The sequence below is a fragment of the Patescibacteria group bacterium genome, assembly GCA_018897295.1.
GTDB lineage: Bacteria > Patescibacteriota > Minisyncoccia > RBG-13-40-8-A > RBG-13-40-8-A > JAHILA01.
The window spans coordinates 1-13779 of the sequence record JAHILA010000005.1; the positions used below are offsets into that span (position 1 = coordinate 1).

The 13779-nt window shown below is 37.7% G+C and carries 17 protein-coding genes and 2 tRNA genes; 9 read left to right on the forward strand and 10 right to left on the reverse strand.

The annotated features are described in order from the left end of the window. From KKI21_00565 to recA, 4 genes are all read left to right on the forward strand, one after another. The coding region (locus KKI21_00565) for a hypothetical protein (protein ID MBU4284721.1) at positions 1–413 on the forward strand (413 nt) is incomplete at its 5' end. Between the two features lie 148 nt (positions 414–561). Further along, positions 562–2733, forward strand: a complete 2172-nt coding sequence (locus tag KKI21_00570) for a DNA translocase FtsK (protein ID MBU4284722.1) — start codon at positions 562–564, stop codon at positions 2731–2733. Then, on the forward strand, positions 2714–3124 hold the full coding sequence (locus KKI21_00575) for a hypothetical protein (GenBank protein ID MBU4284723.1): 411 nt from the start codon (positions 2714–2716) through the stop codon (positions 3122–3124). Before KKI21_00570 ends, KKI21_00575 begins: the two co-directional genes overlap by 20 nt. 50 nt (positions 3125–3174) lie before the next feature. Next, complete coding sequence (recA, locus tag KKI21_00580; GenBank protein MBU4284724.1) at positions 3175–4188, forward strand: recombinase RecA; 1014 nt, start codon at positions 3175–3177, stop codon at positions 4186–4188. A gap of 56 nt (positions 4189–4244) precedes the next feature. Here recA and rpsR read toward each other — a convergent pair whose 3' ends face one another. Genes rpsR through rpsF form a run of 3 tightly spaced genes read right to left on the reverse strand, consistent with a single transcriptional unit; the run spans position 4245 to position 5404 of the window. Next, on the reverse strand, positions 4245–4433 hold the full coding sequence (gene rpsR / locus KKI21_00585) for a 30S ribosomal protein S18 (protein ID MBU4284725.1): 189 nt from the start codon (positions 4431–4433) through the stop codon (positions 4245–4247). A gap of 2 nt (positions 4434–4435) precedes the next feature. Then, positions 4436–4888 (reverse strand): single-stranded DNA-binding protein, encoded by a 453-nt coding sequence (locus KKI21_00590; GenBank protein ID MBU4284726.1) that lies wholly within the window; start codon positions 4886–4888, stop codon positions 4436–4438. 33 nt (positions 4889–4921) lie between these two features. Continuing rightward, on the reverse strand, positions 4922–5404 hold the full coding sequence (gene rpsF / locus KKI21_00595; protein MBU4284727.1) for a 30S ribosomal protein S6: 483 nt from the start codon (positions 5402–5404) through the stop codon (positions 4922–4924). A gap of 56 nt (positions 5405–5460) precedes the next feature. Here rpsF and KKI21_00600 point away from each other — a divergent pair, with 56 nt between their 5' ends. After that, positions 5461–6717, forward strand: coding sequence for a phosphomannomutase/phosphoglucomutase (locus KKI21_00600; protein MBU4284728.1), 1257 nt, complete (start codon positions 5461–5463; stop codon positions 6715–6717). Here the strand turns inward: KKI21_00600 and trpS are convergent. From trpS to KKI21_00635, 7 genes are all read right to left on the reverse strand, one after another. Beyond that, positions 6689–7666: a tryptophan--tRNA ligase gene (trpS, locus tag KKI21_00605; GenBank protein ID MBU4284729.1), complete on the reverse strand. Its 978-nt coding sequence runs from the start codon at positions 7664–7666 to the stop codon at positions 6689–6691. The genes KKI21_00600 and trpS overlap by 29 nt on opposite strands. Before the next feature lie 152 nt (positions 7667–7818). Beyond that, entirely contained in the window at positions 7819–8178 is a 360-nt protein-coding gene (locus tag KKI21_00610; GenBank protein ID MBU4284730.1) for a methionine--tRNA ligase, read from the reverse strand. A gap of 36 nt (positions 8179–8214) precedes the next feature. Next, positions 8215–8298 (reverse strand) — tRNA-Leu (locus KKI21_00615). Next, positions 8298–9005 carry a glucose-6-phosphate isomerase gene (locus KKI21_00620; GenBank protein MBU4284731.1) on the reverse strand — a complete coding sequence of 236 codons (708 nt, stop codon included), beginning with the start codon at positions 9003–9005 and terminating at the stop codon, positions 8298–8300. The genes KKI21_00615 and KKI21_00620 overlap by 1 nt, the downstream gene beginning before the upstream one ends. Positions 9006–9138: 133 nt before the next feature. After that, on the reverse strand, positions 9139–10836 hold the full coding sequence (locus KKI21_00625; protein ID MBU4284732.1) for a hypothetical protein: 1698 nt from the start codon (positions 10834–10836) through the stop codon (positions 9139–9141). Next, complete coding sequence (gene secG, locus KKI21_00630; protein MBU4284733.1) at positions 10833–11054, reverse strand: preprotein translocase subunit SecG; 222 nt, start codon at positions 11052–11054, stop codon at positions 10833–10835. Before secG ends, KKI21_00625 begins: the two co-directional genes overlap by 4 nt. Continuing rightward, positions 11047–11427: a phage holin family protein gene (locus tag KKI21_00635; protein ID MBU4284734.1), complete on the reverse strand. Its 381-nt coding sequence runs from the start codon at positions 11425–11427 to the stop codon at positions 11047–11049. Before KKI21_00635 ends, secG begins: the two co-directional genes overlap by 8 nt. Positions 11428–11639: 212 nt before the next feature. Here KKI21_00635 and KKI21_00640 point away from each other — a divergent pair, with 212 nt between their 5' ends. The 4 genes from KKI21_00640 (at position 11640) to KKI21_00655 (ending at position 13454) form a co-directional block, all read left to right on the forward strand. Then, positions 11640–12458 carry a hypothetical protein gene (locus KKI21_00640; GenBank protein ID MBU4284735.1) on the forward strand — a complete coding sequence of 273 codons (819 nt, stop codon included), beginning with the start codon at positions 11640–11642 and terminating at the stop codon, positions 12456–12458. A gap of 12 nt (positions 12459–12470) precedes the next feature. Next, positions 12471–12542: transfer RNA gene (locus tag KKI21_00645), tRNA-Val, on the forward strand. A 40-nt stretch (positions 12543–12582) separates the two neighbouring features. Further along, positions 12583–12906, forward strand: coding sequence for a hypothetical protein (locus tag KKI21_00650; GenBank protein ID MBU4284736.1), 324 nt, complete (start codon positions 12583–12585; stop codon positions 12904–12906). 5 nt (positions 12907–12911) lie between these two features. Then, complete coding sequence (locus KKI21_00655) at positions 12912–13454, forward strand: prepilin-type N-terminal cleavage/methylation domain-containing protein (GenBank protein MBU4284737.1); 543 nt, start codon at positions 12912–12914, stop codon at positions 13452–13454. The last annotated feature ends 325 nt before the right edge of the window (positions 13455–13779 follow it).

The following is a 13779-nucleotide window of genomic DNA, read 5'->3' on the forward strand; positions in this document are numbered from 1 at the left end:
AGAACCGTAAAAAGTTCTATGGTTGGAACGACGACATTACCGACGAGAACTTTTCTAAGGCCACGGTTCAGTTGAAGCCAGGTCAAAAGCTTCACGTGAAGGTCTTCAAACAGACCACAAGTGGAAGCACAACGTCAGAAGAGCGTCTGGCGTTTCTCAAAACTCAGAACGTAGTTCTGACCGGTGCCCAAGGCGTTTCTCTCGTCTTTGAACAGAAGCGAGAAGATTTGCCCAAGGGCTACTGGTATGTTTCCTTTGATGAGAAGGAAGCTCTTTGGAAAGATGCCTATGGTTACCACGGGGTGCCGCATGTGAGTCGGTACTCGGACGGAGGCTGGCGCTTCTCTCTCGGCTGTTTCGAGGGTGTCTGGTACAACGACCACTGCCTGCTCTGCTTCTGCGACTGCGATTAGCTATCAACTAAATTCGTTCTTTGAAAGGTAAGGGGCGTGGATAATCTCCACGCCCTTTTTTTGTTTTTCTTTTTTTATCATATTATATGGGGTTTGATTCTTGACGGGTTTTTTGTTTGCAAAAAATTTTATGGTATAATATAAGCATATGTCGAAAAGAAAGCACAAAAAATACAAGAAAGAGTACAGAGAGAAAAAGAAGGTTTATTTGAATATTAATCCGGAAACCAAGCACGGAGTAATTGTGGTTGTGCTTTTCACTCTAGCAGTAATTTTTGTTTTGAGCTTCGAGTCAGCCAGCGGGGTATTGGGGAAATATTTACTGGACGGTTCAAAATTTATTTTTGGCAAGTGTTTGTGGCTGGTGCCATTGGCCCTTATCTCTGCTGGCATTGCCATTTTGAAAGAAATCCATAAAAATGTTTATCTTTCAACTTTACTGGGAATACTTCTTTTTATTCTTTGTTTTCTGGCAATTGTCCAGATATTTTTTCCGAATGATACCCGTATTGCTGGCTGGCTTGGATATATTTTTTCCTGGCCATTTTTAAAACTTATCGGCAAATGGGCAAGCTTGGTTGTTTTTGCAGCCGGGCTTTTTATTTCCATTTTAATTGCCTTTAATATTCCTTTGAAAAAAGCGCCGAAAGAAGAGAAAGAAGAAGAAGTAGTTGCAGAAAAACTTTCCAAAGAAATCAAAGGAATTGGCTTTGACCAATCAGAAAGAAAGGTTGCCAATTTGGTGAAAAATATATTTTCCAAGCAAAAGTTTGATGTGAAAGAATTGGAAAAAGAGAACAGGGAAGAATTATTAGCCACAACTCCTACGAATATCAAGGATTATACTTTTCCGCCTTTAGATTTACTGGAAGAGGATAGGGGATGCCCTGCGAGCGGGGATATAAAACTTAATCAGAGTATTATTGAAAGAACATTGAATAATTTTGGCATTCCAGTGGAAATGGCAGAAGTTAATGTTGGCCCAACTGTCACACAGTATACATTAAGGCCTGCAGGCGGGGTAAAGCTTTCAAAAATTACTACTTTGCACCGCGATATTTCTTTGGCTTTGGCAGCTCATCCTATCAGGATTGAAGCGCCGATTCCCGGACGCTCCTTGGTCGGCATTGAAATTCCAAACAAGACCGCAACTTTAGTCCGTTTGAGAAATATGATGGACGAATATAATTATAAGAAAAATGGTCACAATCTTAATCTTGCTTTAGGTCGCGATGTTGCGGGCGAATCTGTCTGGGCAAATCTTATTAAGATGCCGCATATGTTGATTGCCGGAGCAACAGGAACAGGAAAAAGCATTTGCATCAATACAATTATTACTAGTTTGCTCTATCAAAAATCCCCCTGGGAATTGAAATTTATTATGATTGATCCGAAGCGGGTTGAGCTTCCTTTATATAATGGCATTCCTCATTTATTAACTCCGGTTATTGTTGATACGAATAAGACCATTAATGCTTTTAAATGGGCGATCAGGGAAATGGAAGAAAGATACAAGCTTTTATCTGCCATAGGGGCAAGAGATCTGGCTTCTTATAATGAGAAAATTGTGAAAAAATCTCCGGCTGATATTCTGCCGTTTATCGTGATTATTGTTGATGAACTCGCTGACATTATGGCTGCTTATGGTAAAGAGGTTGAAGGTTCGATTGTGCGTTTGGCGCAGATGTCCCGCGCTGTAGGCATTCATTTGGTTTTATCCACACAGCGCCCATCTGTTGAAGTTATTACTGGTTTGATTAAAGCAAATATTACTTGTAGACTTGCTTTCCAGGTTGCTTCAAATGTTGATTCTCGAACTATTTTGGATATGTCTGGAGCCGAGAGATTGCTCGGCAATGGCGATATGTTATTCATGGCAGGCGATGTGGGCAAGCCGCGCAGAATTCAGGGTGTTTATATTTCCGAAAAAGAGGTTCAGCGCGTGGTTAAATTTTTGAAGAAAGAAGCAGGCGAAATTGAATATGAGGAGGAAATTACTAAAGCGCCGGAAGAAAGAGGGGTAATGGGCGGTAGCGGAATTGCATTAGACGATCCATTACTAGATGAAGCAAAAGATATGGTGATTAAAACCGGCAAGGCATCGGCATCATATTTACAGAGAATGTTCAGAATCGGCTACGCGCGCGCAGCAAGTTTATTGGATATGCTGGAAATGCAGGGGATTGTCGGTCCTGCAGACGGAGCCAAGCCAAGAGATGTTTTAATAGGAAAAGAAGAACCATTGAGCGACTTAGATGAAACTGTTAAGGAAAACTTAGACGAAGAAGAAAAAGAAGAATATGAAGAAAACGAAGATTGAAATCAAAGACAGTCCATTGCAGCCGATTAAAGGAAGTAAAGTTTGGATGATTACGCCAAAAAAGATTGCTTTAATTATTTTTGCTATTTTTTTGATTTTCGTGGCGTGGTATTTTTATCGTGAAATCTGTTTTTTAATTAAAGCGCCAAAGCTGGAAGTATTCCAGCCGCCAGCCGACATATCAACAACCCAGAAAACTTTCGAGATTATCGGTAAAACCGATTCAACAGCATATTTACTGGTTAATGAACAGGAAACATATCTGGACCGCGAAGGAAATTTCAAAGCAGAAGTTAATCTTGTTGATGGCGTGAATACAATCAAAATAGAATCCAAAAATCGTTTTAATAAAAATAATATAATAATAAGAAGAATAATTTATAGTAAATGACCCGCCCGCCACGCAAGCCAGCTTGCTGGCGTTGCGGGCAGGAAAAACAAATGAAAACAAATAAGAAAAATGAAGTTGATGACAAATTAAAAATTCTAGAAGAAACTGTCAGCGACCTGAAACAGAGATTCGGGGAAGGTTCGATTATGAAGCTTGGTGAGGCGAAGAAAGTTGATGTGGATGTAATTTCTACGGGCTCGCCATCATTAGATATTGCTTTAGGAGTAGGTGGAATGCCGAGAGGCAGAATTATTGAGGTCTTTGGCGCTGAAAGCTCGGGCAAAACCACCCTGGCTCTGCATATGGTGGCCGAAGCGCAGAAAAAAGGTGGCATAGCAGCGTTTATTGATGCAGAGCATGCTTTAGATCCGGAATACGCAAAACGCATTGGAGTAAAGATTGATGACCTTCTTATATCCCAGCCGGATTCAGGGGAGCAGGCATTACAGATTGTGGAATCATTGGTTAAATCCAGAACAATTGATGTGATAATTGTTGATTCTGTTGCTGCTTTGACCCCGCAGGCGGAAATCGAAGGCGAAATAGGGGATCAGTTTATCGGCTTGCAGGCGCGGTTGATGTCCCAGGCAATGAGAAAGTTAAATTCTGTAATCGCCAAAGCTAATTGTATTGTTATTTTTATAAACCAAATCAGGATGAAAATCGGAATGATGTTCGGCAATCCGGAAACAACTCCAGGAGGCAAAGCATTAAAATTTTATTCCTCGGTCAGAATTGAATTAAAGAGGATTGCCCAGATTAAGAGGGGAGAGGAATCAATCGGCAATAGGGTAAAGGCAAAAGTTGTTAAAAATAAGGTTGCAGCGCCGTTCCAGTCAACTGAATTTGATATTATGTTTAACGAGGGAATTTCCTATGAAGCGGATTTGATTAATATCGGATTAAAATGCGGGGTGGTCAAAAAAACAGCATCAACTTTAAGTTTTGGCAGTGAAAAACTTGGCGTGGGATTAGAAAAAGCCAGAGAATTTTTGAAACAAAACAAGCCAATTGCTAAACAAATCCTTTTAGATATTAAACAGTCTGCAAAAATAGAAAAATAGATATAAAACGAAATACCCCCCGCATCGCGGGGGGTATTTTTTATTCGCAAATTTTATTATATTAGTCCTACTATTCTGGCTCGCTTGATGGATTTGGAGAGTTTGCGCTGGTGTGTTGCGCAAGTTCCTGTATATCGCGGTGATTTTATTTTTTTCAGGGGATCCAAATATCTCGACAGCATATCTGCGTCCTTATAATCAATTTCTGCGATATTATTTTTGCAAAAATAACAATTTCTATGCATAATTAAAATGGTATATCCTCAGTTTTAATTTCATCAGCCGGACTTTCTTCTTCGACCTGTATTTCATCAAGCTGTTCCGTTGGTTCTGTTTCTGAACCCTTTTTGCCTTCTTCTGTTTTGTTGTCTTTTCTCGGCCCCATCTGTAGCCTTTCAGCAATAATCTCGGTTTTGTATTTTGTTTCGCCGTTCTGTCCTTGCCAGTTGCGGGTCTGGATTCTGCCTTCAATCATAGTTAATGAACCCTTTTTAAGGTATTGGTTGCAGATTTCAGCTAGTTTGCCGAAAGCCACGACATTATGGAATTCAACTTGCTGTTTTTTTTCCTTGCTTTCAGAATCAGTCCATACCCTATTTGTTGCTAATCCGAAACTTGATACGCTCTGTCCACTGGGAAGAGTTCTTGATTCCGGGTCCCTGGTTAAATTGCCGATTAAAAAAGCTTTATTTAGATTCATGTTATTTACCCTGCCAATGCGGGGTTAAATTAATTATAAGCCGACTAACTCGTTTAATTTTTTATCGATTTCTTCTAATTTTATTTTATCATTCTCGCTCGAACTTTCGGATAGTGGCTCGCCTCGCTGCGAAGCGGGCGGGCCCGCCTGCCTGCGTTTTGCGCTGGCAACGGGTTTTTTCATAATTTTTCTCGGCTTTTCGGTTTTTGGCTTTGACGTGGTTTCCAAAATAGTGATTAAACTCCTTAAAACATTTTTATTTGCTTTTAATTCTTTGGAAATATTGGCAATGTTTTCTGGCTCCAGTAAAATATGGAATACGAGATAAATACCTTGTTTCTGTTTGTTGATAGGGTAAACAAGGTCGCGTTTTTTCGGGTCCATAAAATGGATAATCCGGCCATTGTTGTCGCTCACGATTTTTTCAAACGATTGTTTGAAATTATCTAAATCAGTCTCTTCTAAATGAGGACCTAAAATACAAATTAATTCATATTTCCTTACTTCGCTCTCCATGTATATATCTTATCAAAAAAATAAGAAAAGTCAAACTTATGCTATAATTAAACTATATGAACAGGATTGATAAAATTTTCAGGGCATATGACATCAGGGGAATCTATCCAAGTGAAGTTAATGAAAAAATTGCAGATAGGATTGGTAGAGCATTCATAAAAACAGGAAAAATCAAAAATCTGGTCATTGGCCGTGATAATCGTCCTTCATCAAGTGGATTGTTTAAGGCAATTTGCGAAGGAATTAGCGCAAAGGGTGTTGATATCATAGACATTGGTTTAACAACCACGCCGATGTTTTATTATGCCGTGGTTAAATTAAATTCGGATGGCGGGATAATGGTTACCGCTTCGCATAATCCTTCAAAATATAATGGTTTTAAAATCGTCAAAAAAGGAGCAGAACCGGCAGATAAAAATGATCTGGACAAAATAAAGAAAATTGTAAAATCCGGGCAATTAGTAGGGGATTCCGGCAAAAAGGGTTCAATTATCAAAAAAGACATACTTGATGATTATATTGATAATATACTAGGTTTTTGCCATCCCGAGAGCATCAATAAATTCAGAATCAATATTGATACGAGCAATGGAACAGCGAAGGAAGTTATGTCTAAATTGGCTTCTAAGTTGCCGATAAAATTAACCCAGAAAAAAAACCTGCCCAAAGATGCTGATTTAGGAGTTGTTTTCGACAGGGACGGCGACAGATTGGTATTCATAGATAAAAGAAAGGGGAAAATCGACCCTGATTTGATTGCCGCGATTTTAATTCGTTATTATTTCGGTAACAGCGGGAAAATTATCTATACTGCCGCAAGCAGCAAAATTATAAAAAAAGAAGCAGAGAACAACGGAAATGAAGCGATTTGTTCAAAAGTAGGCCATAGCCATATAGAGGAATCAATGGTCAAGGAAGAAGCCGTATTCGGTTGTGAGCCGTCGGGCCATTATTATTTCAAGAACGCGTATTGCGCCGACTCTCCGCTTGTCGTGTTTCTGAAGATTCTGGAAATTATGTCCCAGACCAAGATGTCTTTGGCGGATTTAACCAATCAATTCCAAAAATATTATCGGGAAGAAATAAAAATCAAAATCAAAAATACAGCGCAGGCGAGTTTATTTAAAAAAATCCGCTCTTTCGGGCGAACTGGCAAGATTTCTCATTTTGACGGATTGACTGTGGAATATGACAATTGGTGGTTTAATCTTCGCGCTTCAAATACCGAACAAGTGATGCGTTTGACAATTGAAGCGGACACAAAGGAACTATTAAAGGAAAAAATTAAGGAATTAACCCCATTTTTACCTTAATTTCTTTTATTGTTTGGGTTGCGATTTTTTGCGCTTTTCTTGCTCCGTCAGCAAGAATTTTTTTAACCTGCTGGGGATTTTTTTCGAACTCTTTTCTTTTTTTCTGGAATTCTTTTAATCCATTGACTACAACCTCTGCTAAATCTTTTTTAAATTCTGCGTATCCTTTGCCTTGGTATTTTTTTTCAATATCCTTAATCGATTTATTGGAAAAGAGGTGGTAAATGGTTAAGAGATTGGAAATTGCCGGCTTGTTTTTTTCGTCAAATTTCACTTTTTTCTCAGAGTCAGTGACCGCAGCTCTTATTTTTTGCCTAATTATCTCTGGTTCGTCGGAGAGAAAAACGCATCCCTGTGGAATTGATTTGCTCATTTTTTGTGATGGGTCAGTCAGGGACATTATTCTTGCGCCGAATTTAGAGAGTTGCGTTTTTGGCTCGGGAAAAACTTTTCCGAATTTAGAATTGAATTTTCTTGCCAGTGTCCTGGTTAATTCAACATGTTGAGCTTGATCTTCACCAACAGGAACTATGTCTGTTTTGTATAATAAAATATCAGCTGCCATCAACACCGGATAAGAAAAAAGCCCTGCGTTAATATTCGCTTTATTTTGTTCTGATTTTTCTTTAAATTGGGTCATTCTTTGCAACTCGCCCATAGGAGTAATCGTTTCTAACAACCAAGCTAATTCAGAATGTTCTTTTATTCGGGATTGAACAAAGATTACACATTTTTTTGGGTTTATGCCCGCGGATAAATAATCTATTACTGCGGATATAATTCTTTTTTGTATTTGTTTTGGGTCATAATCAATGGTAATGGAATGTAAATCAACAACCATAAAAATACAGTCTCCTTTTTTTTGGGCTTCCACCCATTGCTTGATTACTGCCAAATAATTTCCTATATGTAATTCTCCAGTTGGTTGTATTCCGCTTAAAATTCTCATACCCCGTACTAGATTTTCGACATATTTATAATCATTTTTGCCGAAAATCAATTAATGTTTATTATTTTAATAATCTATTATTGATTTATCATACCTCGATTGCGGTCCGATGAACATCGGACCAGTCGAAAATTCAGTACCGGGGCATATTTCTATTTTATTTTAGTTCCATTAGGAACCTTTTTAACTGGTTTTAATAAGACGGCTTTTTCATCAATAACACATGCCAGAATCATTCCTTGGCTTTCAACTCCGCGTAAGGTGCGCGGTTCTAAATTAGTTAAAATCGGAACCTGTTTTCCAATAATTGATTTTGGTTTATATGATTCAGCGATTCCCGCAACCAGAACACGCAGTTCTGGTTGTCCCGAGGCACTCGAGGGACCTAAGTCTACTTTTAACTTTAATAATTTATCAGTTCCTTCAATTTTTTCCGCTTCCAGAATAGTTCCGATTTTTATTTCAAGTTTTTTAAAATCATCGTAGTTTATCATAAATAAATTATACAACATCCAATTATTTTATAAAAGTGCCGAGGGCGGGCTTAGTGCCGATGGAGAGATTCGAACTCTCATGAGCTTACGCTCACAGCGCCCTGAACGCTGCGTGTCTACCAGTTCCACCACATCGGCTAAGACCATTTATATCTCTGCGGAGATTTCAAAAAATCAAGCTTATTTAAATCATTAATCAACCCATAGCTCGGCTGATCTTTAAGAATATTAAAATTATAAAATTTATTCGGCTCCTCGAATCTTAAAGAAGGGACTGATTCATAATTTAAGTTCTTAACCCACTTTATTCTAAATAAACCTTTTAATGCATAATAGCAGAACCCGTGTTTCATTTTAAACGGCTTGTAAATATGCGTGGAAAAAGAGCGAGAAATCCAGTTACAGATTTTTAAGTCCGTTTTTCCGATATTAATAATTAAATGCTCGTAATTCGGCGGGACAATAATTTTGTCTCCCTTTCTTGCTTTGACTGCGACAATATCTTTTATCTTGTTTTCCTCTGAATTCTGTAGGATAAAAATTGCTTTGCCTTCCAACACCTCATACAATTCAGGATAGGTGATGTCTGTTCCTGGAACAATAGGATGATCATGACCCATAGTTTTATTGAATTCTTTGCCCAACTGGATTGGTTTCATAATTGTAATGTCATAGCGCAAATCATGTTTGATTACCTTCATAAAATCATTTTCAGTTTCAGTAAAATCGCGATACATATAATACAGCTCCATGTTCGGAGCTGTTTTCAACCATTTCCTATCGTAAATCACACTCTCTATATCCTCCAAACATCTAATATCCGGTTTTAATTTATTGAGATTCACCCCGTAGTAGATTTTCGACTATTGTATTTATCAAAATCTATAATTAATGATTAATTGTATAATATTATGATTATTTAATATTTGACTCCTTTTTGATCGCCACAGGCGATCGGTCGAAAATTCACTACGGGGTTCATTTTTTAATCCGCTGGGTTTTAATATACCACTTTTCTATGTCTGCAAATCTTTTTGATGGCAGGACAATGCTTTCGTTTTCAAAACCCTTGATTTTTTTGGAAGTCAGATAAATCTGGTACGAATTGTAAAGAAAAACAACCGGCGCATCATCAATAACCAACTGCTGGAAATCTTTGTATTTTTTTAATCTTAAATCTTTTTCCAGAATTTGTCTGCTGTCTCTTAATAAATCATCAACTTTTTTATTATCATATAAAGCTAGATTTAATCCTGGGTCTTTTTTCTGGGTTGAGTGCCAGAAGCTGTATGGGTCTGGGTCTAATCCTAAAACTTCGCCGAATAATAATGCCTGATATTCGCGCGGCCTAATATAGCTCTGCTGGATTTCGCCGATATCTATGATTTTGACATTGGTTTTAGCTCCGATTTTTGACCACTGCTCCTGTAGGATGTTTACCACTTGCTGGAGTTCCTTTAATTCCGTGGTCACTAATTCAATTTCCAATTTTTCTCCTTTCTTTTCCCGAACTCCGTCATTGTCTTCGTCTTTCCATCCGGCTGCTTCCAGAATATTATTCGCATGCTCCTGCGCGAAATCGTAAATTTTCAAATCATCGGCATTGCCCCAAACCCCATTTGGGATAGGCGAGTCAACCGGGTCTCCCTCGCCTCCCAACACATCTTCAATAATCTGCTTTTTATTAGTGGCATAATTTAGGGCCAGGCGAACAGTTTTATCGGACAGAACAGTGCTTTTGCTTTGATTAAAGAAAACGGCAAAATATCTAGGGAGTTTTAATCTTCTCATATCCGACCTGTTTTCGCCTTTTAACAAAGATTTATTTTTAATGGAAATTAAGCTTAAATTATCAACTTGTCCGCGATTGTATGCTTTAATTGCGCTCTCTTCATTTGGATAAAAATACAGATTTATTTTTTCTATAAACGGTCTTCTGCCGGATTTATAATCGCCAAATGCTTCCAATTCAATATATGTTACAAATCCTTCCTTGTCCTTTTTGATTTTGTCCAATTTATATGGTCCGGCTCCGATTGGCTCAAGATTTTCCAAGGCCGAAGAGAAATTTACCGGCTGAATTTTCTCCCAAATATGCTTAGCAATTATACCAGTAGTAGTATTTGCCAAAAAAGAAGTATAGGCGGTTTTCATTTTGAAGCGAATTGTGAAATCGTCAATTTTTTCCGCTTCAATTCCAATCCAGTTTACCCTCAATGGACTACGGAAGTCTGGATTCTGGATACGATTAATTGTAAAAATAACATCATCTGCTGTAAGTGGTTTGCCATCGTGCCATCTAAGGTCTTTTTTTAAAAAGAATTCGTAGGTTTTGCCATTATCGCCAATATTGTATTTTTCCGCAAGGTCAGGAACGATTTCTCCTTTACTGTTATAATGGGTCAGTCCCGAGAAAATTAGTTCCGTAACATCGCGGTCAGAATCATTAGCTTGGCTTAGGACAGGATTAAGGTATTGCGGGTTTCCGACAATTCCTTCGGAAAAACTACCGCCAAAATTAGGGGCTATTATTGTGGTCTGGATTTTATGCACTATTACCCAGCCAAAAAAAGAAGTAATTGCCAGAATTAGGAATCCAATTATAAAATAACGTTCTTTTTTATTAAGAACACTCGGAAGTTTTTGCCATTGGTATAAAGTTGGAAATTTAATCATTCTACAATCACCATTCTTAAGATTGCGCTCAGTATAAAAAGTATTGCCATGATAATCGTGGCGATGAAAATCACTTTTTCCGCGCCTCTTTTTTTGAAGTAGACGCCTCCTTCGCCGCCGAATGCAGACGAAAGGCCCGTGCCTCGCTGTTGAATCAGAATTAAAATACTTAACAAAACAGCAATAACTATTTGGGCTATATTTAAGATTTTATCCATATTTTTTATTTTTTTTGAATCCGCCGACGATAACCGCATTAACTATAGAAATTATGATTATACTCCAGAAATATCCCATGAATCCGGTAATCGTCAATGCTTCGATAAACCAATCAACCGCAAAAAGGATAATGGCATTTATCACAATCAAGAATAATCCCATAGTAATGAAAATCAAGGGAGCGGAGAGGATTTTTAAAATTGGCCTGGCAAAGGTATTGGCAAGAGCCAAAATCAGGCCGACTATTAAATAGTCCACTAAATCGCCGGTAAAATCTATGCCGAAGCTGGCGCCGTGAACATATCTGACAGCAATGAATATTGCCAAAGCATTTGCCAGAATTTGTAAAATAAGTTTGGTAATAAAGCGCATATTATTTATTGATTATTTTTTTAAGTTGAAACACACGCTTACCCGAAACTCTCATTTTCGGTTTTTTCCTCTTTTCTCTGCGTTTGATTTTTTCTTCCAACGTCTCTTCTATGGTTTTATCCATAAATTAATTATATCAGAATATAATCTTTGAATCAAACCCCACAGCTGCGGGGTTTACAAATTCAAAACAAAGAGGTATTATTGGATATATGAAGAAAAGAAGGAAAACCCGCCGCAAAGCCGCAAAGCGGCTAAGCAGGAAGGCCCGTCAAAATGCGAAGCTTTTGTCGGGAAGACACAAAAAGCGCAAAAAAGCCAGAAAACAGCTAAAAGGAAAGAAAAGAGCGGCCAGAAAGCCGAAGAAAGTTTTGAAACGAAGGAAAAGAACAGTAAAAAAACAAAGAACCATAAAAAAGCGCAGAAGAGTTGTAAAGACAGTAAGAGTTTATATTGGAAAAGGAATTCTGGAACAATTATTTGAATCCCAGGCCAAGGTGAAGCTTATGAAATTCTTTTTAAGGAATGTTAGCGATAATTTCCAGTTGAGGGATATTTTAAAGATGTTAAGAACGAATCCTTTTGCTTTGCGTCAGGAAATGAAAAAATTGGAAAAGATTGATTTAATTAGGAAAAAAACTGCGCAAGGAAAAAGGGTTTTTTATCTTAATCCTAACTTTGATTTTCTTAATGAACTGAAGGATTTGGTTTTAAAATCAACCATTTCTTCAAAGGGGGAATTAATAGAAAATATTAGGAAAACCGGAAATATAAAACTTTTGGTTCTGGCAGGAATTTTTAAAGGGGACGATAGTACAGATGCAGATTTATTGGCTGTGGGGGACAAGATAAATCAAAGAAAATTCTCAACATTTTTAAAAGATTTGGAGGCGGAGGTGGGCAAGGAATTAAAATGTGTCTTGATGTCGTCAAAGGAATTCAATTACCGTTATGATATGTATGACCGCTTTGTCCGCGATTTAATTTCCGAGAATAGCGATGTTTTAATTAACAAGCTCAATTTGTGGTAAGATTGAACGGCCGGACGCGTGGCTCAGTGGTAGAGCGTTCCGTTCACATCGGAAAGGTCAGAGGTTCGATCCCTCTCGCGTCCATTAGACGGGAAAAGTCAATAAATCATTTTTAATTTTTAATATGAACCAAGAACAAGAACAAAAAAAAGATAATAATGGCGAAATAGATTTAAGTAAATCATTTGATAAAGGCGGAAAATTTCAAGAGGAGAAACAATCGCCAAGATACTTTTTTCGTCCCGGAACCCCAAAAATAATTCAGTGGATGATGAAATATTCCGGCGGATTGATAAAGGATGAAAAGCAGGCAGGTTATGTGATTTTTGGATTCATTGTATTGGCAATTATTATTTCGCTATTTTTAATTTTGGGTAATTTAGGGGGTCCAGATATTCCACCGAAAGCATTAGAACAACCGGAATATGGACTACCGATTAAAGATTAACTTTTATGAATTTTATTTTTTTTAAAAAACCTTTAAATGCGGTACTTAAACAAAAAAATGTCTTAGGGGATAGAGGATTTACTTTAATTGAATTATTAGTTGTCATTGCTATTATTGGTATACTTGCATCAACTGTGCTCGTATCGCTCAATAGTGCGCGAGAAAAAGCACGGGCAGCACGAGTCAAAGCGGATTTACACCAATTAAGAAACGCTATTGGGATGCTTGAGATTGATACCAATCTTCACCCTAATAAAATTAGCATCAGTCCATGTGTTCAGAATCCAGAGGTATATTTAAATTCATGTGCCGCAGGAATTCAGTGTACTGACGGTGGATTCCCTGAATGGAATGGTCCTTATATGAATCAAGTGCCATTAGATCCATGGGGAACCAATTATTATTTTGACCCTGATTATCAATGTACCGATCAAGTAGGTTGCGAAGGAATATCTATCATGGTCCGAGCTATTTTATCTTTTGGACCAAATAAAGCAGAAAATTATGGTCCAGGGAGTGATGATATAGTATCGGTTTTATGCAGATAGTTTTGTAGATTATAAATAGAATTTGCCAATAAAGAAAAACTCGAATTTAAATATAGATCATAATATCAAAATCCAGCTAGGCGGGTTGCAGAAGTCCGTGGTTCAAATCCACGCGCGCCCATTAAGTGAATTAATTTTTGTTAATTCGCTTTTTTGTTTGGGAAAAATGTTGTATAATGTAGGTATATGCCCCGTAGTGAATTTTTGACTGATGCGGGGCCCCGTAGTGAAATTTCAACATTGCGGGAAAAAGAGCTTCGCTCAGTTGAAATTCTACTACAGGGCGGGGCATCATAATAATTTTAATTAGTCAAAAATCTACTAC

Coding starts and splice junctions, on each gene's coding strand:
- rpsF (MBU4284727.1), bottom strand. CDS start 5,404: ATGGAGAGCGAAGTAAGGAAATATGAATTAATTTGTATTTTAGGTCCT.
- KKI21_00625 (MBU4284732.1), bottom strand. CDS start 10,836: ATGATTAAATTTCCAACTTTATACCAATGGCAAAAACTTCCGAGTGTT.
- KKI21_00570 (MBU4284722.1), top strand. CDS start 562: ATGTCGAAAAGAAAGCACAAAAAATACAAGAAAGAGTACAGAGAGAAA.
- secG (MBU4284733.1), bottom strand. CDS start 11,054: ATGGATAAAATCTTAAATATAGCCCAAATAGTTATTGCTGTTTTGTTA.
- recA (MBU4284724.1), top strand. CDS start 3,175: ATGAAAACAAATAAGAAAAATGAAGTTGATGACAAATTAAAAATTCTA.
- KKI21_00635 (MBU4284734.1), bottom strand. CDS start 11,427: ATGCGCTTTATTACCAAACTTATTTTACAAATTCTGGCAAATGCTTTG.
- trpS (MBU4284729.1), bottom strand. CDS start 7,666: ATGAGAATTTTAAGCGGAATACAACCAACTGGAGAATTACATATAGGA.
- KKI21_00600 (MBU4284728.1), top strand. CDS start 5,461: ATGAACAGGATTGATAAAATTTTCAGGGCATATGACATCAGGGGAATC.
- KKI21_00640 (MBU4284735.1), top strand. CDS start 11,640: ATGAAGAAAAGAAGGAAAACCCGCCGCAAAGCCGCAAAGCGGCTAAGC.
- KKI21_00575 (MBU4284723.1), top strand. CDS start 2,714: ATGAAGAAAACGAAGATTGAAATCAAAGACAGTCCATTGCAGCCGATT.
- KKI21_00655 (MBU4284737.1), top strand. CDS start 12,912: ATGAATTTTATTTTTTTTAAAAAACCTTTAAATGCGGTACTTAAACAA.
- KKI21_00610 (MBU4284730.1), bottom strand. CDS start 8,178: ATGTTGTATAATTTATTTATGATAAACTACGATGATTTTAAAAAACTT.
- KKI21_00650 (MBU4284736.1), top strand. CDS start 12,583: ATGAACCAAGAACAAGAACAAAAAAAAGATAATAATGGCGAAATAGAT.
- KKI21_00590 (MBU4284726.1), bottom strand. CDS start 4,888: ATGAATCTAAATAAAGCTTTTTTAATCGGCAATTTAACCAGGGACCCG.
- rpsR (MBU4284725.1), bottom strand. CDS start 4,433: ATGCATAGAAATTGTTATTTTTGCAAAAATAATATCGCAGAAATTGAT.